General features: G+C 69.8%; 20 protein-coding genes and 1 pseudogene. 7 read left to right on the forward strand and 14 right to left on the reverse strand.

What is annotated here, in order from left to right; translation table 11 throughout:
• The first annotated feature begins 7 nt into the window (after positions 1-7).
• From ACXIZN_RS26600 to ACXIZN_RS26620, 5 genes are all read left to right on the forward strand, one after another.
• Positions 8-1,300, forward strand: a complete 1,293-nt coding sequence (locus ACXIZN_RS26600; RefSeq protein WP_457957603.1) for a sugar ABC transporter substrate-binding protein — start codon at positions 8-10, stop codon at positions 1,298-1,300.
• Positions 1,297-2,283, forward strand: coding sequence for a carbohydrate ABC transporter permease (locus ACXIZN_RS26605; protein ID WP_457957604.1), 987 nt, complete (start codon positions 1,297-1,299; stop codon positions 2,281-2,283). Before ACXIZN_RS26600 ends, ACXIZN_RS26605 begins: the two co-directional genes overlap by 4 nt.
• Positions 2,280-3,110, forward strand: coding sequence for a carbohydrate ABC transporter permease (locus tag ACXIZN_RS26610; RefSeq protein ID WP_457957606.1), 831 nt, complete (start codon positions 2,280-2,282; stop codon positions 3,108-3,110). Before ACXIZN_RS26605 ends, ACXIZN_RS26610 begins: the two co-directional genes overlap by 4 nt.
• Before the next feature lie 3 nt (positions 3,111-3,113).
• Positions 3,114-4,559, forward strand: a complete 1,446-nt coding sequence (locus tag ACXIZN_RS26615) for a glycoside hydrolase family 3 protein (RefSeq protein WP_457957608.1) — start codon at positions 3,114-3,116, stop codon at positions 4,557-4,559.
• Positions 4,560-4,696: 137 nt separating this feature from the next.
• A complete protein-coding gene (locus ACXIZN_RS26620; RefSeq protein ID WP_457957609.1) occupies positions 4,697-5,671 on the forward strand; it encodes an LLM class flavin-dependent oxidoreductase in 975 nt (324 codons plus the stop codon).
• Between the two features lie 46 nt (positions 5,672-5,717).
• Here ACXIZN_RS26620 and ACXIZN_RS26625 read toward each other — a convergent pair whose 3' ends face one another.
• The 4 genes from ACXIZN_RS26625 to ACXIZN_RS26640 form a co-directional block, all read right to left on the reverse strand.
• Positions 5,718-6,596, reverse strand: a complete 879-nt coding sequence (locus ACXIZN_RS26625; RefSeq protein WP_457957610.1) for an NAD(P)-dependent oxidoreductase — start codon at positions 6,594-6,596, stop codon at positions 5,718-5,720.
• Between the two features lie 459 nt (positions 6,597-7,055).
• Complete coding sequence (locus ACXIZN_RS26630; RefSeq protein WP_457957612.1) at positions 7,056-7,793, reverse strand: GNAT family N-acetyltransferase; 738 nt, start codon at positions 7,791-7,793, stop codon at positions 7,056-7,058.
• A 54-nt stretch (positions 7,794-7,847) separates the two neighbouring features.
• The gene (locus ACXIZN_RS26635) at positions 7,848-8,942 is read right to left on the reverse strand and encodes a glycosyltransferase family 4 protein (protein ID WP_457957613.1); all 1,095 of its coding nucleotides are present in this window, start codon (positions 8,940-8,942) and stop codon (positions 7,848-7,850) included.
• Positions 8,943-9,020: 78 nt separating this feature from the next.
• On the reverse strand, positions 9,021-9,809 hold the full coding sequence (locus ACXIZN_RS26640; RefSeq protein ID WP_457957614.1) for an inositol monophosphatase family protein: 789 nt from the start codon (positions 9,807-9,809) through the stop codon (positions 9,021-9,023).
• Positions 9,810-9,827: 18 nt separating this feature from the next.
• On the opposite strand from ACXIZN_RS26640, the gene ACXIZN_RS26645 reads away from it, so the two are divergent.
• Complete coding sequence (locus tag ACXIZN_RS26645) at positions 9,828-10,523, forward strand: creatininase family protein (protein WP_457957615.1); 696 nt, start codon at positions 9,828-9,830, stop codon at positions 10,521-10,523.
• Here the strand turns inward: ACXIZN_RS26645 and ribA are convergent.
• From ribA to ACXIZN_RS26675, 6 genes and pseudogenes are all read right to left on the reverse strand, one after another.
• A pseudogene (ribA, locus tag ACXIZN_RS26650) lies at positions 10,479-11,063 on the reverse strand (GTP cyclohydrolase II); the annotation flags it as partial. The gene ACXIZN_RS26645 and the pseudogene ribA overlap by 45 nt on opposite strands.
• Positions 10,957-12,069 (reverse strand): lysylphosphatidylglycerol synthase transmembrane domain-containing protein, encoded by a 1,113-nt coding sequence (locus tag ACXIZN_RS26655; RefSeq protein ID WP_457957617.1) that lies wholly within the window; start codon positions 12,067-12,069, stop codon positions 10,957-10,959. The gene ACXIZN_RS26655 and the pseudogene ribA, both read right to left, overlap by 107 nt.
• Positions 12,066-12,884, reverse strand: a complete 819-nt coding sequence (locus ACXIZN_RS26660) for a methyltransferase domain-containing protein (RefSeq protein WP_457957619.1) — start codon at positions 12,882-12,884, stop codon at positions 12,066-12,068. The genes ACXIZN_RS26655 and ACXIZN_RS26660 overlap by 4 nt, the downstream gene beginning before the upstream one ends.
• Entirely contained in the window at positions 12,881-13,948 is a 1,068-nt protein-coding gene (locus ACXIZN_RS26665) for a glycosyltransferase family 4 protein (protein ID WP_457957621.1), read from the reverse strand. Before ACXIZN_RS26665 ends, ACXIZN_RS26660 begins: the two co-directional genes overlap by 4 nt.
• Positions 13,945-14,343 carry a 6-pyruvoyl trahydropterin synthase family protein gene (locus tag ACXIZN_RS26670; RefSeq protein ID WP_457957623.1) on the reverse strand — a complete coding sequence of 133 codons (399 nt, stop codon included), beginning with the start codon at positions 14,341-14,343 and terminating at the stop codon, positions 13,945-13,947. The genes ACXIZN_RS26665 and ACXIZN_RS26670 overlap by 4 nt, the downstream gene beginning before the upstream one ends.
• A 21-nt stretch (positions 14,344-14,364) precedes the next feature.
• Positions 14,365-15,345 carry a zinc-dependent alcohol dehydrogenase gene (locus ACXIZN_RS26675; protein WP_457957625.1) on the reverse strand — a complete coding sequence of 327 codons (981 nt, stop codon included), beginning with the start codon at positions 15,343-15,345 and terminating at the stop codon, positions 14,365-14,367.
• A 60-nt stretch (positions 15,346-15,405) separates the two neighbouring features.
• Here ACXIZN_RS26675 and ACXIZN_RS26680 point away from each other — a divergent pair, with 60 nt between their 5' ends.
• The gene (locus ACXIZN_RS26680; protein WP_457957627.1) at positions 15,406-16,101 is read left to right on the forward strand and encodes a CDP-alcohol phosphatidyltransferase family protein; all 696 of its coding nucleotides are present in this window, start codon (positions 15,406-15,408) and stop codon (positions 16,099-16,101) included.
• Here the strand turns inward: ACXIZN_RS26680 and ACXIZN_RS26685 are convergent, their stop codons facing one another.
• The 4 genes from ACXIZN_RS26685 to ACXIZN_RS26700 all read right to left on the reverse strand — a co-directional run bounded on the left by ACXIZN_RS26685 (position 16,102) and on the right by ACXIZN_RS26700 (position 20,706).
• The gene (locus ACXIZN_RS26685; protein WP_457957628.1) at positions 16,102-16,464 is read right to left on the reverse strand and encodes a tautomerase family protein; all 363 of its coding nucleotides are present in this window, start codon (positions 16,462-16,464) and stop codon (positions 16,102-16,104) included. It abuts the gene before it with no gap.
• A gap of 1 nt (position 16,465) precedes the next feature.
• Positions 16,466-17,029 carry a TetR/AcrR family transcriptional regulator gene (locus ACXIZN_RS26690; RefSeq protein WP_457957630.1) on the reverse strand — a complete coding sequence of 188 codons (564 nt, stop codon included), beginning with the start codon at positions 17,027-17,029 and terminating at the stop codon, positions 16,466-16,468.
• Between the two features lie 418 nt (positions 17,030-17,447).
• Positions 17,448-18,029, reverse strand: a complete 582-nt coding sequence (locus tag ACXIZN_RS26695; protein WP_457957631.1) for an Rv1733c family protein — start codon at positions 18,027-18,029, stop codon at positions 17,448-17,450.
• A 100-nt stretch (positions 18,030-18,129) separates the two neighbouring features.
• Positions 18,130-20,706, reverse strand: coding sequence for an EAL domain-containing protein (locus ACXIZN_RS26700; protein ID WP_457957633.1), 2,577 nt, complete (start codon positions 20,704-20,706; stop codon positions 18,130-18,132).
• Between the last annotated feature and the right edge of the window lie 64 nt (positions 20,707-20,770).

Genomic DNA, 20,770 nt, shown 5'->3' on the forward strand with positions numbered 1-20,770 from the left:
GGCACGAGTGAAGCGCTGGCTCAAGATGGCTGCGGGCGCCGCCGCCATCACCCTCGCGACGGCGGGCTGCGCCGGTTCCGGCAGTGGCGACAGCACGAATTCGAGCGCTCCGGCCTCGAACGGCACGCTCACGGTCTGGCTCATGACGGGGACCGCCCCGGAAGCCCTGACGAACTCGCTCCACAAGGAATTCGAAGACGCGCACCCCGGCGTCAAGGTCAAGTACGAGATCCAGCAGTGGAACGGCATCCAGCAGAAGCTGACCACCGCGCTGGCCAGTGACAACCCGCCGGACGTGATCGAGCTGGGCAACACCCAGACCCCCGCGTTCGCGAACCAGGGCGTGCTCGCCGACCTCACCTCGAGCGTCAACGACTTCAACGGCGCCCAGTGGCTCCAGGGCCTCAAGGCCTCGGGCGAATTCGACGGCAAGACCTACGGCGTCCCGTTCTACGCGGCCAACCGTGAGGTCATCTACCGCAAGGACATGTTCGAGCAGGCCGGTGTCACCGCGACGCCGAAGACGCGCGCGGAATGGCTCGACGCGATCACCAAGCTCAAGGCCAAGTTCGGCAGCGACCCGGAGTTCCAGGCCGTCTACCACCCCGGCCAGAACTGGTACGAGCTGCTGTCCTACATCTGGGACGAGGGCGGCGACATCGCACAGGCCAACGGGAAGTCCTTCAAGTCGACGCTGGACACCCCGCAGGCGAAGGCCGGGCTGGAGTTCTACAAGCAGCTCACCGAGGCTTCGGGCACCAAGGCGCCGAAGGACGCCGACGAGGCCACCCCGCAGCAGGCCGGTATCTACGGCGCGGGCAAGGTCGCGATGATGATCGGTGTCCCGGGCGAGGTCGACACCGCGGCCAAGACCGACCCGTCGATCAAGGAGAAGTCCGGCGCCTTCCCGATCCCCGGCAAGACCGCCGGCAAGTCGGCCCCGGTCTTCCTCGGCGGCTCGAACCTGGTCATCCCGGCCAACAGCAAGAACTCGGCCGCGGCCAAGGACTACGTCAAGCTGTTCTCCACCCCGAAGTACCAGACCGAGCTGGCCAAGGCCGGTTACGTCCCCGGTACCTCGACCGACGTGTCCGCGCTCGAGTCGAACCCGCTCACCAAGGTCATGGCCGAGGCGTCCAAGAACGGCCGCGCCGTGCCGGCCAGCCCCAAGTGGGGTGACGTCGAATCCGGTCAGAACCCGATCAAGGACATGCTGACCGCCTACCTGACCGGAACGAAGACGCTCGACCAGGCGACCGCCGACGCCAACGCAGCGCTCGACAAGCTCATCGGCGGATGACCACGACCAAAGATGTGACGATGCCGGCGGGGGCCACCCCGCCGGCATCGCCGCGCATCAAGCCGCCGAAGTCCAATCGGCGCCTCCGTCTCGGCGAACGGACGGCGCCGTACCTGTTGATCCTTCCCGCACTGGTCGCGATCCTGGTCCTGCTGGGCTGGCCGACGCTGCAGCTGGTCGGGATCAGTCTCCGCAAGCTCGACCTCCGTGAGCTGGTCTCCGGAGAGATGGTCTGGGTCGGGTTCGAGAACTTCACCGAGATCCTGTCCGACTCCGAATTCTGGGAGATCACGGTCCGCACGCTGGTGTTCACCGCCGCGGTCGTGATCGCCACCCTGCTGCTCGCGCTGTTCATGGCGCTCCTGATGCGGCACCTGAACCCGGTGGTCCGGGTGATCCTGCAGGTCGCGCTGATCCTCGCGTGGGCGACCCCGGTGCTCGCGACGACCACGGTCTTCCAGTGGATCTTCGACCAGCAGTACGGGATCCTGAACAAGACGCTCGCGAAACTCGGTTTCGAGGGTTTCATCGGGCATTCCTGGTTCTCCACCGGCCCGAGCACGCTGACCGTGATCGGCCTGCTGGTGGTCTGGCAGGCAGTGCCGTTCGTGGCGTTCACGCTCTACGCCGGGCTGCTGGGCGTCCCGAAGGAGCAGTACGAGGCCGCGGGTATCGACGGCGCGAACGCCTGGCAGGCGTTCTGGGCGGTCAGCTGGCCGGCGATCCGGCCGATCCTGACCATGGTCACGTTCCTGTCGGTGCTGTGGGACTTCAAGCTGTTCGCCCAGGTGTGGGCGATCCGCCAGGGCGGGCCGGACGGCGCCAGCACGACGCTGCCGGTCTACATGTACCTCAAGGGCCTCGCGGGCAACCACTTCGGCCTCGCGGCGACCGCCGCCCTGCTGATGATGCTCGTGCTGATCCTGCTCACCGCCCGGTACGTCCAGCTGCTGGTGCGCTCGAAGGAGGCCGACCTGTCATGAAGAAGTCCTTGACCCAGCGGATCGGTCTCGGCACGTTCGGCGTGCTCGTGGCCCTCCTGTTCGTCTTCCCGACCTACTGGATGGTCACGTCCTCATTGAAGACGCCGGGCCAGGTCCTGTCCCCGGACTACGACCTGATCCCGTCCACGGCGACGTTCGACAACTTCGTCACGGCGCTGACGAAGCCCGGGTTCACCACGTACCTGACCAACAGCCTGATCGTCACGCTCGGCGCGGTGCTGTGCTCGCTCGTCGCGGGTGTGCTGGCCGCGGTTCCCCTGTCCCGTATGCGTTTCCGCGGGCGCAAGGGATTCCTGCTGCTGGTGCTCGTCGCCCAGCTGGCGCCGTTCGAAGCGCTGCTGATCCCGATGTACCTGCTGATGCGCGACGCCGGGCTGCTCAATCAGCTGCCTTCGCTGCTGCTGGTGTACTTCGCGGCGACGCTGCCCTTCACGTGCTGGATGCTCTACGGCTTCGTCAACGGCATCCCGTACGACCTCGAAGAGGCCGCGATGATCGACGGTTGCAGCCGGGCGGGCGCCTTCCGCCGGGTGACGCTGCCGTTGCTCGCGCCGGGACTGGTGACCACCTCGGTGTTCAGTTTCATCACCGCGTGGAACGAGTTCCTGTTCGCGTTCGTGTTCATGCGCGACCAGAACAAGCAGACGCTGCCGGTGTGGCTGTCCTCGTTCCGCACGGCGTTCTCCGTGGACTGGGGCGGCATCATGGCGGCGTCGGTCATCTACGCCGTTCCGGCGCTGGTGTTCTTCATCATCGTCCAGCGCAAGCTCGTGTCCAACCTGACCGCAGGCGCAGTGAAGGGATAATCCTTGTCTTCACCGGAAAAGCTCGCCGCATCCGTGCTCGTCTCGGGTTTCGACGGCACGACCGCGCCGGATTGGCTGCGGCGCAAGGTCGCCGACGGTCTCGGCGGCGCGATCCTGTTCGGCCGCAACGTGGTCGACGACGAGCAGGTGGCCGCGCTGAGCGCGCAGCTGCGGGCGGAACGGCCCGACGTGCTCGTCGGCATCGACGAGGAGGGCGGTGACGTCACGCGGCTCGACGTCGCCACCGGCTCGTTCGTCCCAGGGCCGCTCGCACTCGGCGCCGCGGACGACGTCGAGCTGACGACGTCGGTCGCGGCCGCGCTCGGCGAGCGGCTGGCCGCGTGCGGGGTCACGATCAACTTCGCCCCGTGCGCGGATCTGACGCTGGCGGCCGAGGATCCCTCGATCGGGGTCCGGGCGTTCGGTTCGGATCCGGTGAAGGCGTCGCCGCATGTCGCGGCGTACATCACCGGGCTGCAGAAGTACGGCGTGGCCGCGTCGGCCAAGCATTTCCCCGGGCACGGGGCGGCGACCGACGATTCGCACCACGCGCTGCCGGTGCTGCCCAGGACCGAAGCGGAACTCCACGAGATCGAACTCGTCCCGTTCAAGGCCGCGATCGCGGCGGGGGTGCGCGCGGTGATGACCGGGCATCTCGTCGTGCCCGCGTGGGGTGATCTGCCCGCGACGCTCAACCCGAAGGCGCTCACCGACGTCCTGCGCGGCGAACTCGGCTTCACCGGCGCGGTGATCACCGACGCGCTCGACATGGGTGCCGTGGCGGGCGAACTCGGCAGGACCGAAGGGGTCGGCCGGGCGTCGGTGCGCGCGCTGATCGCCGGTGCCGACGCGTTGTGCCTCGGCGGTGTGTCGTTCGAGGAGGACGAGCTGAACCGGATCGCGGCGGTCATCGCGGCCGCCGTCGAGTCCGGTGAGCTGCCGCTGGAGCGGCTGGCCGAGGCGTCGGAGCGGGTCGCGGCGCTCGGTGCTCCGCCGGTGCCGACGCCGATCGTCCCGGTCGATCACCAGCTCGGGCTGGAGGCGGCGCGCAAGGCGCTGCGGATCCAGGGTTCGCCGAAGCTGGCGGGGCCGCCGCTGGTCATCGACATCGAGACCGAGCCGATCATCGCGGCAGGCCCGATGCCGTGGGGGCTCGGCTCGCATCTGACCGGACTCGTGCCCGGCACGCGGACGCTCAAGGTCACCGGGGACGAGATCGCGACCGCGATCGACGCCGTCCAGGGCGCCCGCGACCTCGTGGTCGTGACGCGCGAGGCGCACCGGCACCCCGAGGTCCGCGAATTCCTCGGCTGGCTGCGCGAGTCTTCCGTGGAGTACATCCGGGTCGAGACCGGCGTGCCGGGACCGGACTCGGGCGACGGCCCGCGGATCGACACGTTCAGCGGGTCCTACGTCAGCCTCCGCGCCGCCGCCGAGTACCTGGCCTGACCCCTCCCGCATTTCGTCCTCTGGATGCGGTACTTGCGTGTGCATGTACCGCATCCAGAGGACGAATCGTGTTAATCGGTTGCGGCACCGGAGCGCGGAGTGCTGTAGTCGGGAAAGATCGGTTCCCGGCTCAGGAGATGATCATCTTGGTGTCACGGCTCGGAGTCAGGATCCCGCGCGAACTGCCCGCCGCCCGGCTGAAGAGTTTGGCCCAGCGCGCGGAACAGGAAGGCCTGGACGAGGTCTGGATCGTCGAGGACTGCTTCTACGCCGGTGGGATCGCGACGGCGTCGGCGGTGCTGGCGGCGACCGAGAAGATCACCCTCGGCATCGGCATCATGCCCGCCGTGGCGCGGAACCCGGCCATCGCGGCGATGGAGATCGCGGCGCTGGCGGAGCTGTACCCGGGACGGCTGATCGCCGGCTTCGGGCACGGGGTGCCGAGCTGGATGCGGCAGATCGACGCGTGGCCGAAGTCGGCGCTGGCGGCCTTCGAGGAGACGCTGACGGTGATCCGCCGTCTGCTGGCCGGTGAGCGGGTTTCCTTCGAGGGCAAGCACGTCCGGCTCGACGAGGTCGAGCTGGAGTTCCCGCCCGCGCTGCCGCCGAAGCTCATCGCCGGTGTCCGCGGGCCGAAGTCGCTCGCGGCGGCGGGGCGGGTCGCCGACGGGACGCTCCTCGCCGAACCGGCGACGCCGGAGTACGTCCGCGCGACGCGCGACCTCATCGGTGTCGACGGCCATACGATCGCCACCTACAACTGGCTCGCCCTCGACGCCGATCCCGAACGGGCCCGCGAGCGCGCCCGGGCCGACGTCGCTTCCGCGATCGGGCCGAACTCGGGCCCGGCGCTGGAACCGCTGGACTTCGGCGCCGAACTGCTGGCCGAGGTCGCCGCCGTGAACGGCGACCGGGCGGAACTGGCGCGGCGGCTGCGGCCCGAGTGGATCGACCGGCTGAGCATCAGCGGGCCGCTCGACCGCTGCGCCGAGCAGGTCGGCGCGCTGTACGCGGCCGGGACCGAGTCCGTCATCCTGCTCCCGCTGCTCGGCGAGCCGGAGGAAGAGTCCTTCGCCGCTGCCGGCCGGATCGCCTCGGCCCTGCGCGGCTGACCTCTGCCCGCATTCAGTCCTCTGGATGCGGTACTTGCACACGCAACTACCGCATTTCGTCCTCTGAATGCGGCCGGGCGTTGAGCGCCCTGATCACGGCGACCATGTCCTCCGCACCGAAACCGAGCCGCGCGGTCTCGGCGTAGAGCGCGCGGGACGCCTCGATCAGCGGTAAGTCGAGCCCTGCCTCCCTCGCCGCGGCCGCGATCAGCTCGACGTTGGCCAGCACGTTCGCGATCGAGGCCTGCGGCGCGAAATCCTCCTCGACGAGTTTGGGCGCCTTGACCCGCAGGATCGGGCTGGCCAGCTGCCCCGCGCCGAGAACGCCGGCCAGCAGGGCGAGGTCGAGTTCGTGAGCCCGGGCGAAACGCACGGTCTCGGCCAGGCTGGTCACGACGGCGGTCAGGTGCACGTTGACCGCCAGCTTCATCAAGAGCCCGTTGGGCACCGGCCCGCAGTGCACGGTTTCCCGGCACATCGGCGCGAACAGCTCGCGGACCTCCTCGATCGTGGCGGGATCCCCTGCGAGCATCGCGACCAGATCACCCGCCTCCGCCGGGATCCGCGAGCCGGAGACCGGCGCCTCCACGTACTTCGCCCCGGCCGCGAGGAGTTCCGCCTCGAGTTCGCGGGAGTGGCCCGGCGCCGTCGTTCCCATGTGGACGATCGTGCGGCCCGCCACCCGGCCGCCGAACGCGGGCCCGCCGCGATCGAGCACGGCGTCGACGGCGTCCGCGTCCTTGAGCATCAGGATCACGACGTCGCACCGCGCGAAGAGCTCGGCGACGTCCTCGGCCGCCTCGGCCACTGCTTTACCGGGGGTGCGATTCCAGACGAGCAACGGGATTCCGGCCCGCGCCAGGTTCAGTGCCATCGGCTCGCCCATACTGCCCAGCCCGGCGAAACCGACTCGCGAAATACCCATGGCCTTACTGTGCGGCACGGCCGGGGCCGGGTGCGGCCGGTGCGACGATCGCGACGGAAATCGCGAGGAATGGCCCAGGCGCGGAGTGTCGCGGCGCCGGCCCTCCCGTCCGGAGCGTGTCGCGAAAGCCACTTTCGCGACGCCTGATGTCCCGAAAGTGGCTTTCGCGACNCAGCCAGAATCCACTGGGTAACCAAGCCCGGACGACACGGAACACGCACGGCCGACGACGGGCATTGCCGTGTGCACTGCCTGACCGACGGCCTCGCAGGCGTCGCGAAAGCCACTTTCGCGACGCCTGATGTCCCGAAAGTGGCTTTCGCGACACCCTCGCGGCGCGCCCGGTCGTGAACGAGCGCCCACCGCGACCCGGCACCCGCACCAGGCCGCAGCCCCCGGCTGCCCCTGCCCACCGAGGGTTGCGAAAGCCACTTTCGCAACCATCCCCGCGACCACCACTCAGAACGGATGCTCCATCCACACGTTCGCCTCCACGTACACCCCGCAGTCCCGCTCGACGTTCGCGTGCACCGGCGCGATCCCGCCGGGGATCACGTTGTCGCCGTCGGCGAGTTTGACGCCGGTCCACTCGTGCCAGTCCGCGATCGAGCCCGAGATCGTCACCGCGAACGGGCACACCTTGATCATCCGCGCGCCGAGCCGTTCGTGGGTGCGCAGCCAGCGGTCGGCGAACAGCCCGTCCTCACGCCGCCGGACGGCGTACTCCTCCATCGGCACATCGGGTTCGTCCTCCTTGCCGATCGGGCGCACGGAGACGATCAGCCGCTTCAGCCCCGTCTCGGCCGCCCGCGCCTTCAGCGCCTTCAGCATCGGCGTGGACAGGCCCGTCCCACGCATCCGTGGCGCCACAACGACTTCGAGAGCGCAAAGGGTGTCCGGCGCCCGGCCGTCCATGAGATCCTGCGCGGCCCACTGGATCGCCTCGTCCCAGCCGTGTGCCGGCAGTTCGCGGCGGTCCGCGGCCGGATAGGTCAGCGGGACCGACAGCGCCCGCGCGATCGGTTCGCCGTCGTCGTCCAGCGCGATCAGGAAGTACCGGGACCAGTGGCGCAAGAACCGTTCGGGCGTGATCATCTTGCCGCTGAACCCGGCGTAGATGAACTCACCGCCGACGTCGCCGAGGTTCAGCGCGGCATCGAGGAGATCGGGGCGGGACGCAAGATCGACGATTCGCATGCCGCCAAGTCAAGCGAGCCCGTGCCTCGCCCGATAGCTGCTTCCGGGCGATGATCAAACGGGCTGACGCGGCGCCGCCTGCAACCGCGAAAGGGCGTCGGTGAGCCTGCCCGCGGCGACGTCCCATTCCTCCAGGACGCTGCTGCGCGCGAGCGCCGACGTCCGCAGGGAATGGCGGAGCTCGGCGTCGAGCGACCAGCGCAGCAACGCCGCCGCGAGCGCCGAGGGGTTGTTCGGCGGTACCAGCATGCCGGGGACGCCGCCGCCGGGCGCCGTGCCGAGCGCGTCGTGCGCGCCGGCGGTTTCGGTGGTCACCACGGGGATCCCGCGCGCGAGCGCCTCGGCGACGACCAGCCCGGACGTGCCGCCGCGTGCGGGCAGCACGAGCAGATCCGCGCCGTCGTAGACCAGGTCGAGGTCGTCCGGCGGCTGGATGAGGCTGATCCGGGAACCGAGCCCGAGCCGTTCGACCGTCCAGCGCAGCTCGTCGACATACGCGGGATCGTGCTGTGTCGCACCGGCGAACACGCATTTGAACGCCAGTTCGTCGACCATCGAAAGCGCGCGGATGAGCACGTCCTGGCCGTGGCGCGCGGTCATGGGGGCGAGACACAGCAGCCGGGAGACGCCGTCGGCCCCGGCGGCGAGCGGCGCCGCGTCCGTGCCGGGTGTCGCGACGTAGACCCGTGTCGGGTCGAGTTCGTGCCGGTCGATCAGCTGCCGCGCGAGCCACGGCCCGGTGGCGACGATCATCCCCGTCAGTCGCAGGGTTTCCCGTTCGCACGCATCGAGTTCGGCGGCCTGCGCCGGATCGAGCGCGGGGTCGTCGGCGAGCGGCCGGTGGACCAGGACGGCCAGCCGCAGCCGCCGCGCGTGCGGGACCACGATCTCCGGTACCCCGCAGGCGACCGTGCCGTCGATCAGGACGACGGTGTCGTCGGGCAGCGCGGCGAGCGAACGGGCCAGTCTCGACCGGGACAGCGGACCCGGCATCGGCCATTCGCCCGCGATCGGCAGTTCCAGCAGCGGAAGACCGGTGGCCGGGAGGTTCTGGCACATCCGGCGGTCGTATTCACCGCTGACGTCCTCGGTCTCACCCGGCAGGACGAAGACGACCGGTTCGGTCACGCGGACATTCGAGGTGAACACGGTTACCTCCAGATGCGGGCGCCTTACCGGTAGACACGGATGCGGCGCCCGTCCGGTTCAATTCCCGCGTGACGAAGTTCAGCCCGCCGCGCGCGCCATCGCGGCGACGATCTCGTCACGCAGCCCGGCACCGACCGCGATGGTGGCCGCCGAACGCACCGTGTGGTCGCCGCCGTCGGTGTCGACGACCACTCCCCCGGCCTCCCGTACCAGCAGGACACCCGCCATCGTGTCCCACGGCTGGTTGGAGAGGATGACGCTCGCGTCGAGTTTGCCGTCCGCGACCCAGGCCAGGTCGATCGCCGCGGAGCCGAGGAAGCGGACCCGCTGCACGCGGCCGCCGAGTTCCGCCAGCAGCGCCATCCGGACGCGGTTCTTGGCCTCCGCGCCCTCGCCGAGCGCGAAGTCGCCGATACTCACGATCGCGTCGGACAGCTCCGTCGCCGTCGACGCCCCGAGACGCTCTTCGCCCGCGTACGCGCCTTGCCCCTCGACAGCGGTGTACGTGACGTCGAGGAACGGCAATGAGATCGCCGCGACCGTGCTCTTGAGACCGTCCACGAGCCCGAGCGAAACGCCGCACAGCGGGATGCCGCGCGCGAAATTCGCCGTGCCGTCGACCGGGTCGAGCGCCCACCAGAGGTCCTTGTCGCCCTCGTGCCCGCGTTCCTCGCCGAGGATGCCGATCTCCGGCGTCTCGCTGGCCAGGAACTCGCGGACGGCGTCCTCGACGGCGAGGTCGACGTCGGTCACCATATCGCGATCACCTTTGGCGGCAACGGAAAACGACGTCATCGAGCGGATGATCCCGGTCGCCTTGGCAACGGCCTCGCTGGCGACGGACAACAATGCGGCGTGGTCGGTCATATGGGTACCGTAGCCGGAATGGACCTGTTCCCGACGGCCACGACGGCCGACGAAAGCGCCCGCGGCGCCGAGGTCGCGGTGCTGCCCGTCGGCAGTTTCGAACAGCACGGCGCGCATCTCCCGCTCGCCACCGACGCCCTGATCGCGACGACGATCGCCGGCGCCATCGCCGCGGCGTACCCGGTATTGCGGCTCCCGCCGATCACCATCGGCTGCTCGCACGAACACGCGGACTGGGCGGGCACGGTCAGCGTTTCGGCCGCGACCCTGTACGCCGTGGTGAACGACGTCGCGGCCTCCCTGCACCGTTCCGGCGTGCCGAAACTGGTGCTGGTGAACGCGCACGGCGGCAACTACGTGCTGTCCAACGTGGTCCAGGAGTCGACGTCGCCGATGGCGCTCTTCCCCGGTGTCGAAGGCTGGCAGGCGGCGCACGACGCGGCCGGGCTGGAGACGTCACTGGACAGCGACATGCACGCCGGGGAGCTGGAGACCTCCCTACTGCTGCACGCGCACCCCTCGCTGGTCCGGCCCGGTTTCCCCGAGGCGGATCACCTCGCCGACGACAGGCGGCACCTGCTCACGGTGGGCCTGCGCCCGTATTCGGAATCCGGGGTCGTCGGGCGGCCTTCGCTGGCGACGGCGGAGAAGGGACGGCTGGTGCTGGAGTCACTGGTGGAGAGCTTCGGGGACACCCTGGCCGCTCTCGGCTGACTCGATCAGGTCCAGATGCGGCAGGAAGTGGTGCATCCGCTCCTGTTTCGTCCGCAGGTACCGCAGGTTCTCGTCGTTCGGCGTGACCAGCAGCGGCACCCGTTCGCTGATCCGCACCCCGTGCCGTTTCAGCTGGTCGACCTTCGCCGGGTTGTTGGACAGCAACCGCACGGACCGCACCCCGAGGTCGTTCAGGATCTCCGCCGCGGCACGGTAGTCGCGCGCGTCCACCGGCAGGCCCAGCGCGATGTTCGCTTCGACGGTGTCGAGCCCTTCGTCCTGTAGCCGCATCGCCTTCAGCTTCGCGAGCAGGCCGATCCCGCGCCCTTCGTGTCCTTGGGCGTACACGAGGACCCCGGCCCCCTCGTCCACGATCGCCTGCAGCGCGGCGGCCAGCTGGTCGCCGCATTCGCAGTGCATCGAGCTGAAGACGTCACCGGTGAGGCACTCCGAATGGACCCGCGCCAGCGGGCCGGAGGTCGCGATGTCGCCGTGCACCAGCGCCATCTGTTCGGTGCCGTCGGCGTCCAGATACCCATACGCGCGGAAGACGCCGTATCGGGTGGGCAGCCTGGTCTCCACGACCCGCTCTACGGTCATCGGGTTTCTCCTCTGTTCGGTGACTCCTGACGGAACGCACGAGCAGGACGCCCGCACCGGGAAGGCTGGAGAAGAGCGCGAGCACGCCGTAGACGACGGCCACGGTGACGCCCTGCGCCGAACCGAGCCCCGCCGCGCCGAACAGCAGCGCGCAGACCCCTTCGCGCGGGCCCCAGCCGCCGATGTTCAGCGGCAGGCCCATCGCGAGCAGGGCGAGGATCATCAACGGCAGCAGGTCGACGGCCGGCGCGGTGACCCCGGCCGCGCGCGCGGCGACGACGAACAGCGCGAGATGCCCGGCCAGGGTTGCGGCCGAAAGCAGGCTCACCCCGGGCCAGGTCTCCTTGGTCAGCAGACCGAGCCGGACGTCGGCGAGGGTGACGGCGAAGCCGCGGCGCCACTTCGATCCACTGTGGATCCACCGTTTCCCGGCCGTCATCCCGGTGACGATCAGGGTGAGCGCGAGGGCGAGCACGACGATCCCGGCGCCCGTGACGACTCCGTCGATCGGCGGGGGCACCACGGAAGGCGCGCTGAGCACGACGGCGACCGAAGCGCCGATGACCGCGATCTGCCCGGCCGTGCGCTCCAGCACCACCGCGCGGACGCCGCGCGGGACGTCACCGGTTTCGCGGCCGTGCTGCACGGCCCGGTCGACGTCGCCGAGGACGCCCGCCGGCAGGACACCGTTGAGGAACAACGCGCGGTAGTACTCGCCGACCGCGCTCGGCAGCGACAACCGCAGGCTGAGCCGCCGCGCGACCAGGCACCAGCGCCAGGCGCTGAAAACCGTGGTGGCGAAACCGATCCCGAGCGCGGCGGCGATCCCGCCCGCGTCGACCTCGCGCAGCCCGGCCAGGAACGCGCCGGTGCCCAGTTGCCAGACGAGCGCCCCGAGGATGCCGAGCGCGCCGAGGATCCGCAGCCACGGCCAGAACCGTTTCACGCGGGCACCACCAGCAGATCCTCGTGCTGGATCACCGCGTCCAGCTCGCCGGCCGCGCACTGCGCGAGCCGCCACCGCAGGTAGGCGTCCCCGTCCGCCGCCAGCTCCGGCCGCTGTTCGCAGGCGGCGCCGACCCAGCCGGTGAGCCATTCCGCGGTCAGCGCGGCCTGGTCGGCCCCGAGCCGCCATGGGCTGGGAGCGCGCCGCACGGTGGCGCCGAGCCGTTCGAAGACGCCGAACGCGACATCCACCGCGTCGGGACCGAGCAGCCACCGCCCGTCGGTCACCCGGCGCTGGTGCGCGTTGAAGGCGTCGGAGATCTCGATGTCGAACTTGTCCTTGGGCGACAGCACCACCCGGCCCGAAACGCTCAGCGTGAACAGGACCGCGCAGCCCGCTTCGACGCAGGCCTCCGCCAGCCGGGACAGCTCCTCGGCGGTGAGCAGGTCGAGCAGCGCCGACGCCGCCACGAGCGAGGTCCCGGCGAGGTCCTCCGCGCGCAACCCGGTGATGTCACGCTGTTCGGTGACGACCGTGACCTCGCTGCCGTCCAAAGCGTGGTCCGGACGGCTGGTGCGCGCCTGCGCGTGGGTGAGCAGATCGGGGTCGCGGTCGTGCAGGATCCAGCGCTGGCGGCCGGGCAGCCGCAGCGCCAGCCAGCGGCCGAGCGAACCGGTGCCGCAGCCCAGATCCCGGATGACGACCTCTTCCTTTTCGCGCAGGAACGCACGCACCGGCTCGATCAGCTCGGACGCGCGGGCGGCGGCGTCGGCGTCCTCACGCAATTGGAGCCAGCTGGGGGCGTATTTGGTCATGCCGCCGTCCTTTCCCTCAGCAGTACGGCGGCGACACCGCGGGCCGTCTCGTCCCAGCCGGTCAGCGTCTCGCGGCGAAGGCGGGCGGAGGCGCGAAGCCGGTCACGCAGTTCGGGTTCGGTGAGCCAGCTGCGGAGGGCCGCGGCCAGCGCGTTGACGTCCTCGCCGGGGACGAGCATCCCGGGCACACTGCCGTCGGAGGCCTGGCCGAGAGTGTCCGGCAGTGCGTCGACGGCGGTCGTCAGCACGGGAACACCGTGGGCGAGCGCCTCGGTGACGACCATCCCGTAGGTCTCCGCGCGTGACGGCAGCACGAGAAGGTCCGCGGCCGCGTACGTCGCTTCGAGAGCTTCGCCCGATCGCGGGCCGACAAGGGTGAATCGATCGCCGAGCGCATGTCGCCGCAGGCGTTCGACGTAGCGGGTCTCACGGGGAATGGCACCGACGCACTCACAGGTCCACGGTAGATCTTTGAGCGACTTCAACGCGTCCGCTAGCGTGCCCTGTCCTTTGCGCGGAGTCACGTTGGCGACGCAGACCAGCCGCGTGCCATCCAGGCTCCCGGAAGCGACTTCGGCCTTGTCCACCCCGGGCGGCACCACATGCACACGGTGCGGGTCGAGGTCGTGGTGCTCGATCAGCCGTCGCGCCGCCCAGGCGCTGGTCACGACCACGGCCTCGACCGCGGTGAGCGTCTCCCGTTCCAGCCGGTCCAGCTCGGCGGCGCGCGAAGGCGACAGCCCCGTCTCGTCGGCCAGCGGGAGATGCACCAGCACGGCGATCGACAGCCGCCGCGCGGCGGGCGCGATCACCTCGGGCACCCCGCAGGCGACCAGCCCGTCGAGCAGGACGGCCGAACCGTCGGGCAGTCCGGCGAGTTTCCGCGCCAGCACGGTGCGCGCCTCGGTGTCGGGCCGCGGCCAGTTCCCGCGCACGGCGATCTCGTGGACCTCCATCCCCGCCGCGAAGAGGCCGTCGCACAGCCGCCGGTCGTAGACGTTGCCGCCGCTGGGCGCGCTCAGGTCGTCGATGTCGTTGGGCAGGACGACGTGGAGGCCGGTCACAGCGCACGCTCGTAACTGGCCCACGCGATATGGGATTCGTGCAGCGAGACGGTGAGGCTTTCGAGCCCGCGCGCCCCCTCGCCGAGCGCTCCCGTGTGGACGCGGTCGGCGATCCGGTCCGCGATGACCTTGGCGAGGAACTCGGTCGAGGTGTTGATCCCGGCGAACTCGGGCACGTCGTCCAGGTTGCGATAGTTCAGGTCGGCGAGCACCGCTTTGAGCTCTTCGGTCGCCTTTCCGATGTCGACGACGATGTTGTCGGCGTCCAGTTCGGACCGGCGGAACGTCGCGTCCACCAGGAAGGTCGCCCCGTGCAGCCGCTGTGCGGGGCCGAAGACCTCGCCGCGGAAGCTGTGGGCGACCATGACGTGGTCGCGGACGGTGATACTGAACAACGGACCTCCCGGATCGAGCCTTTAACGCGTGTCCTCCATCTGATAGGTCACACGGAGGCAGAGCGTTCCTGGTTCATTCGCGGCCAGACGCGGCAAGACGTCCGGTAGTTCGCGGAACTGACATTCCCCGCTGACCAGCACTTCGAATCCTGGATCGGCGAGAAGACGCAAAGCGAGCGCCAAGCGGTCGGCGTAGCCCCGGTTCAGCCGCCGGGACGGCGAGACCATGCCGACCTGGCTGCTGCGGATCGTCAACCGTCGCGAATGGAAGTTCTCGCCGAGCGGCACACTGACGCGGCGGTCGCCGTACCAGCTCAGCTCGATGACCTCGCCTTCCGGCGCGAGCAGCTCCAGTGACCGCGCGAGCCCCGCTTCGCTCGCGCTCGCGTGCACGACGAGATCACAGTCGCCCAGCGCGTCCTCCGGTGTCGAGAAGTCGACACCGAGCGCTTCGGCGATCTTCGCGCGCTCCGGATCGACGTCGATCAGCTGGACCCTGGCCGCAGGGAAACCGGAGAGCAGTTTCGCGACGCTGCTGCCGACCATGCCGGCACCGACCACGGCGATCCGGTCGCCGAGTTTCGGAGAGGCGTCCCAGACGGCGTTGACCGCGGTCTCGATCGTCCCCGCGAGGATCGCGCGCTCCGGCGGGACCCCGGGCGGCACCGGCGTGACGGCCGACGCCGGGACGACGTAACGCGTCTGGTGCGGGTAGAGGCAGAAGACCACCTGCCCGACCAGTTCTTCCGGACCACGTTCGACCACGCCGACATTGAGGTATCCGTACTTCACGGGCCCCGGGAAGTCGCCTTCTTGGAACGGCGCGCGCATGGCCGCGTGCTGACTCGGCGGGACCTCGCCGCGGAAGACGAGCGTCTCGGTGCCCCGGCTCACGCCCGTGCACAGGGTGCGGACCAGCACTTCGCCGTCGCCGACCGGAGGGAGCGAGACCGGCCTGAGCTCACCGTCACCGGAACCACTGAACCAGAAGGCGCGTTCCATCGTGTCCTCTCATGTCGGACCCTGGAAGCGGGGTCACCGCCACCATAACGAGGAGGCCTCGTGATCAACCCCGGAGTTTTCCTGGGGGTCCTCGTCCAGCTGGCGCTGCTGGGGACGCTGGACGCCGTCGCCGGGCTCGGCCCGCTGGGCTGGCTCGCCGGTGCGGCCTACGGCCTCGCCGTGGGCGGATTCCTGACCTACGGCCTGAACCGGAGCACCGCGCGCTCCCTCGGCCCGGCCGACGCCGTCACGCTCGCCCGGTCCGGGCTGGTCGGCTGCGTGACCGCGCTCGTCGTCGACACCGCGGGCCGGGAGATCGTCGCGATGGTCGTCCTCGCGTCGGTCGCGCTCGCCCTGGACGCCGTCGACGGCCAGGTCGCGCGCCGCACCGGGACGGCGTCGCCGCTGGGCGCGCGGTTCGACATGGAGGTCGACGCCTATCTGATCCTGATCCTGAGCGTGGTCGTCGCGCAGTCGCTGGGCCCGTGGGTGCTCACGATCGGCGCGATGCGCTACGTCTTCGTCGTCGCGGGCAGGCTGTGGCCGTGGCTGAACACGCCGCTTCCACCGAGCATGGCGCGCAAGACGGTCGCGGCGGTCCAGGGGATCGTGCTGGTCGTGGCCGCGTCGGCGATCCTGCCGCTCTGGGCCGGTTTCGTGGTCACGCTGGGCGCGCTGGCGCTGCTGACCTGGTCGTTCGGGCGCGACACGTGGTGGCTGCTGGAGCAGCACGCCTTCACCGCCGCGCCGGCCTGATCACGCGTACTGCGCTTCGCCGTTCCCGATCGACCAGTCGACCGGATTGTTCTCGGTGATCGTGACGAGCACGTTCCGCGGCGCGGCTCCCGCGTACTCCTCGGCGAGCTCCGCGATCCGCCGGTAGAGGGCCTTCTTCTGCTCGTCGGTGCGCCCCTGCCGCATGGTGATCGCGACGTACACGACCCCTTCGTCGCGGTGGATCCCCAGGTAGTCGTCGTATTTCAAGGCGCTCTGGCCATTGAGGACCTGGAAGCGGTCGTCGTCCGGGATGCCGAGCGTTTCGACCATCGCGTCGTGGACGGCGTTGCCGAGGGCTTCGAGCTTGCCGGTCCCGATGGCGTCGATGCGGACGAAGGGCATGTCAGTTCTCCTTGGTGGCGAGCAGGCCGAGTGCGCCGTCGACGGCTTTCGCGAACACGTCCGGGGAGCCCGCGGCGCGGGCGAGGATGTAGCCGCCCTGCAGCGTCGCGACCAGCGCGGTCGCCGTGGCGAGCGGGTCGAGCGACCGGTCGAGCTCGCCGGCCGCGCGACCCTCTTCGAGCAGCTCGGCGATGCGGCCGGTGAGCCAGCCGAAGAACTCCTCGACCGGCTTTCGCAGCTCCGCGTCGGCCATCACGTCGGGATCCTGGGCGAGCCTGCCGACCGGGCAGCCCTTGAGCACGGCGCGTTCGCGGCGCAGGTAGACGGTGAGGCGCTCGACGGCCGAGCCGGGGCCGGTGAACTCGGCCTCCGCCCTGGCGCGCAGATCTTCGGCGCTGCGGGCGATCGCGGCGAGCGCGAGTTCGGATTTGCCCTGGAAGTGGTGGTACATGCTGCCCTGGCCGGCGCCGGAACGCTCCTGGATCGCCTTCGGGCTGGTGCCGACGTAGCCGCGCTCCCACAGGAGCTCGCGGGTGCTCTCGATGAGCTTTTCCCTCTTGTCCACACCCTGGACCGTACCTACTAGTAGGTACATAGATCAAGTGGGAGCAAGGGACCTTTGCTACCACTTTCACGAGAACCCGCAGGTCAGGGCCCAGGTCTCCGCATTTAGCCGACCAACTGCGTCCCCCCGCGAGGGCCGACGGCCGTGAAGGCCTCCTTCCCTACCCTCGGAGTAGGCAAGGAGGCCTTCACGGACAGCGAGATCGCACAGGCGCCCCACGCGCCACCCTAGGCGCGTGAAGCCCATGCCCAGGTACATGAAGGCCCCCTTCCTTGCGCCTAAGTACAGCAAGGGGCCTTCATGTACCGCCGGATCGCCACAGCCGCCCCAGCGACCTCAAGCCTCCGACCCGACGCACGTGAAGCCCCCTTCACACGGCTCAGCCGAGGGGACTCGACCTTCACACGTGTCCCAAGCCTCAAGATCGCGAGTCCTGCCCGAACCGCTCCCACTCCCGGTCCCAGGCCGCCCACCGCGCCCGGTTCAGCAGACATCGCGCGAGCAGATACCCCGCCGCCAGCAGCGTCACCGCGGCCAGCCACGCCCCGACCCCGACGCCGATCCCCGAGCTGGCCGCGTCCAGCGGCATCACCGGCGGCTCGACCACGGCGCCGGACTCGTCGAGCCACACGGTCACCGCGTCCCCCGCCGACGCACCGAGATCGGCGGCGACACGCGCCTCCTGGAAGTCCCCGTCCGGCAGCGTCCACCGCGCCGCCACCGAAGCCGTCTCCGCGGAGGGCATCCCGTCGACGCCGATACGCGCCGGCGGAGCGTCCTCGAGCAGGAACGCGGTCGTCGAGTGCCGCGAAACCGTCTCCACCGCCGAACGCTCCATCATGGCCGCGTACGCCTCCGAACCGGCCGCCGCGGCCAGCGGCACACCGAGCAGCGCGATCAGGACACCGAAGACGAGGATCGCCGCCTCGGCCCGGTCCGAGCCGCGAGCGAGCGGATTCCGGCCGAGGTGGATCCGGCGCCACAGGTACAAGAGCGACACGACGGACCTCCTTCACCGGGTAAGCCTGCGCCGGAAGAAGCCGTCGCGACAGGAGGCTTTGGTCCCGCATCCGGTACCACGTCCACAGTGGCCGCCCGGTTCATCGCACGACGTGTTCGTACGCGCGCTTCAGGTCCTCGACCCGGCCCGGCGGCGCGACGAGCGGCCCTTTCGCCCAATCGCAGCCGAGTTCGTGCAGGACCTCCAGCTGCCGCGCGGTTTCGACCCCTTCGGCGACCACCATGAGGTCGACGGCGTGCGCCATCGCCATGATCCCGGCGACGATCGGCTCGGCGTCGCTCGACCTGCCGAGATCGGCCACGAACGACCGGTCGATCTCGATCACGTTCAGATCGAGGCGGCACAGCTGGGCGAGCGAGGAATAGCCGGCGCCGAACCGTTCCGCGGTCACGCGCACGCCGGTCTTCCGCAGCGCGTCGACCGCGTCGGCCGCGTCCTTCAGCGCCGTCTCGTCGACGTCGAGGCTCAGGTCCTGCGGCCCCAGCCCAGCTGCCTCCAAGGTTGTCTGAACCACTTGCAGCAAGGTGGGATCGCCCAGTTGGCGGACCGAAAGACTCACATTCACATTACAGTGCACACCATGATCGGCACGCCATCGAGAGATCTCGCGGGCGGCCTTGGCGAGGACCTCCGCCCCGATGACCGTCATGAGATCGCCTTCGTCGGCGATCTCCGCCAATTCCGCCGGATCGATCGGCCCGCGTTCCGGGTGCGCCCAACAGGACTTGGCCTTCACCGCGACCATGGCACCGGTCCGCAAATCGACGACGGGCTGATAAACGGTCTCGACCAGGCCTTCGGCGACGGCGTTGCGCAGATCCTGCTCCAGTGCGAATCGGTCTTGTACTCGTTTCCGCATGATCGGCGCATAGAACGCATATCGGCCGGGCCCGAATGTCTTTGCCTGATACATCGCCAGATCGGCGTCTTCCAGCAATTCGTCGGCACTGCGCCGATCGCCCGGTTCGGCGATCACTATTCCAATACTCGTATTTATATGCAGTTCGCGGCCGTGCACGGTGAGCGATTCGGCGAGCCGCCGCTGGAGATGGTCGGCCAGCGCCCGTACTTCGGCGGCTTCGGTATAACCGGTGGTGATGACCAGGAACTCGTCCCCGCCGAGCCGTCCGACCAGGTCCGAAGGCCCGGCGGCGGCCCGCAGCCGGTCGCCGACGATGCGCAGCACCTGGTCGCCGACGGTATGACCGAGCGAATCGTTGATGATCTTGAACTTGTCGAGGTCGATGAACATCACGGTGGTCGTATGCGCCGGGTCGGCGTTCGTCCGGCGCAGGTGGTTCAGCGCCAGCGTGCGGTTCGCGAGCCTGGTCAGCGGGTCGTGGGTGGCCTCGTAGGCCAGCCGTTCGCTGATCGCCCGCCGCTCGGTGATGTCGGCGAAGGACGTCAGCACCGAGGGCACGCTCTGCCCCGGCGCCATCAGCGGGCCGGAGGTCAGCGAAAGCCATCGATGGGCGCCGTCGCGCCGCCGTACCTGCACGACCCGCCCGGTCTCGACCTTCCCGGAACGTCTCACCCGCGCGGACGGCAGATCGTCGACGGGCACCGGGGCGCCGTGCTCGTCGTGCAGCCGCAACGTCCGGCTCTCCAGGCCGACCAGGGATCCCGGCGGCACCCCGGCGATGCGGTGCGCCGCGGAGTTCGCCAGTTCGATCCGCCCGCTAGGGCCGACCAGCAGCACTCCTTCGTCGAGCGTCTCGACGACGGTGGCGAATTCGGCCTCGGCCCGGCGCTGCGCGGTCTCGTCGGCGCACAGCAGCACGTAACCGTCGAACATCTCGGCCGCGGACACCCGCACCGCCAGCGCCGTTCCGTCGGCGCTGTAATGCGTGGCCTGCACGACACCGCCCGCGGCGACGACCTGCCGGGGACTCATCGGCGCGCCGACGACCTCGGCCACCGGAACCCCGATGACCTGGTCGAGATCATGGCCGTAGACGGCCTCCGCCGCCGGATTCCAGCTGGTCACCAGCCCGTCTGGAGAGGTCGCGATGATCGCGTCGCTCGCGTGGCCGACCAGCGCGGCCTGAAACCGCAGACCGGCCTCGGCCGCCTTCTGGGTGGTCAGGTCGCGCATGATCACCTGGTACGCGGGTTCGCCCTCCCACGTCGTGAGCACCGCCTGCGATTCGACGGTGACCCGCCTGCCCTGCAGGGTCCGCAGCGTCATCTCCGTCGGCTCGCTGAACGAGCCCGGCGAGACCAGCGAGCCGATCCGCGCCAGCAGCGCGTCCTGCGAGCCGGCGTCGACCAGATCCGTGATGTGCATCCCGATGATCTCGGTCGACACGTTCGCGCCGACGAAGCGCATCGTGGCCGAGTTCACGAAGACGACTTTGCCCCGCTGATGGACACAGATCCCGTAAGGGCTCGCCTCCACCATCGTGAGGTATTGCGTTCCCAATGCGCCGCCGTCGGAATTTTGCTCCAAAAGGCGGTACCCCTGACCGAGAAAGGCGAGCGCGGGTTCGCCGCGCTGATCCCTCTCGGCGGACAACTCGGTCAGCAGACGGACGAGCGACGCGTGCCGGCCGGGTTTTCCCACCGTGCGGGTCGCGGTGCCGTTCGCTGGCGAGGAATCCTGATCCGAGGGCCGGTGGGTGTCGGGAGTCCCACCGTCGAGATCGTCAGGATCCATCTGATCCAAACCCCCTACTCGACTGATGTAGCTTCCGATTAGATCACTAAATCGACGTAGCCGT

The organism is Amycolatopsis sp. TRM77291 (assembly GCF_054166285.1).

What these genes read in the sequence shown, in the direction of transcription:
- ACXIZN_RS26640 (WP_457957614.1), bottom strand. Translation starts at nt 9,809, where the DNA reads ATGACCGACCACGCCGCATTGTTGTCCGTCGCCAGCGAGGCCGTTGCC.
- ACXIZN_RS26620 (WP_457957609.1), top strand. Translation starts at nt 4,697, where the DNA reads ATGATCATCTTGGTGTCACGGCTCGGAGTCAGGATCCCGCGCGAACTG.
- ACXIZN_RS26625 (WP_457957610.1), bottom strand. Translation starts at nt 6,596, where the DNA reads ATGGGTATTTCGCGAGTCGGTTTCGCCGGGCTGGGCAGTATGGGCGAG.
- ACXIZN_RS26605 (WP_457957604.1), top strand. Translation starts at nt 1,297, where the DNA reads ATGACCACGACCAAAGATGTGACGATGCCGGCGGGGGCCACCCCGCCG.
- ACXIZN_RS26675 (WP_457957625.1), bottom strand. Translation starts at nt 15,345, where the DNA reads ATGGAACGCGCCTTCTGGTTCAGTGGTTCCGGTGACGGTGAGCTCAGG.
- ACXIZN_RS26700 (WP_457957633.1), bottom strand. Translation starts at nt 20,706, where the DNA reads ATGGATCCTGACGATCTCGACGGTGGGACTCCCGACACCCACCGGCCC.
- ACXIZN_RS26645 (WP_457957615.1), top strand. Translation starts at nt 9,828, where the DNA reads ATGGACCTGTTCCCGACGGCCACGACGGCCGACGAAAGCGCCCGCGGC.
- ACXIZN_RS26630 (WP_457957612.1), bottom strand. Translation starts at nt 7,793, where the DNA reads ATGCGAATCGTCGATCTTGCGTCCCGCCCCGATCTCCTCGATGCCGCG.
- ACXIZN_RS26610 (WP_457957606.1), top strand. Translation starts at nt 2,280, where the DNA reads ATGAAGAAGTCCTTGACCCAGCGGATCGGTCTCGGCACGTTCGGCGTG.
- ACXIZN_RS26685 (WP_457957628.1), bottom strand. Translation starts at nt 16,464, where the DNA reads ATGCCCTTCGTCCGCATCGACGCCATCGGGACCGGCAAGCTCGAAGCC.
- ACXIZN_RS26660 (WP_457957619.1), bottom strand. Translation starts at nt 12,884, where the DNA reads ATGACCAAATACGCCCCCAGCTGGCTCCAATTGCGTGAGGACGCCGAC.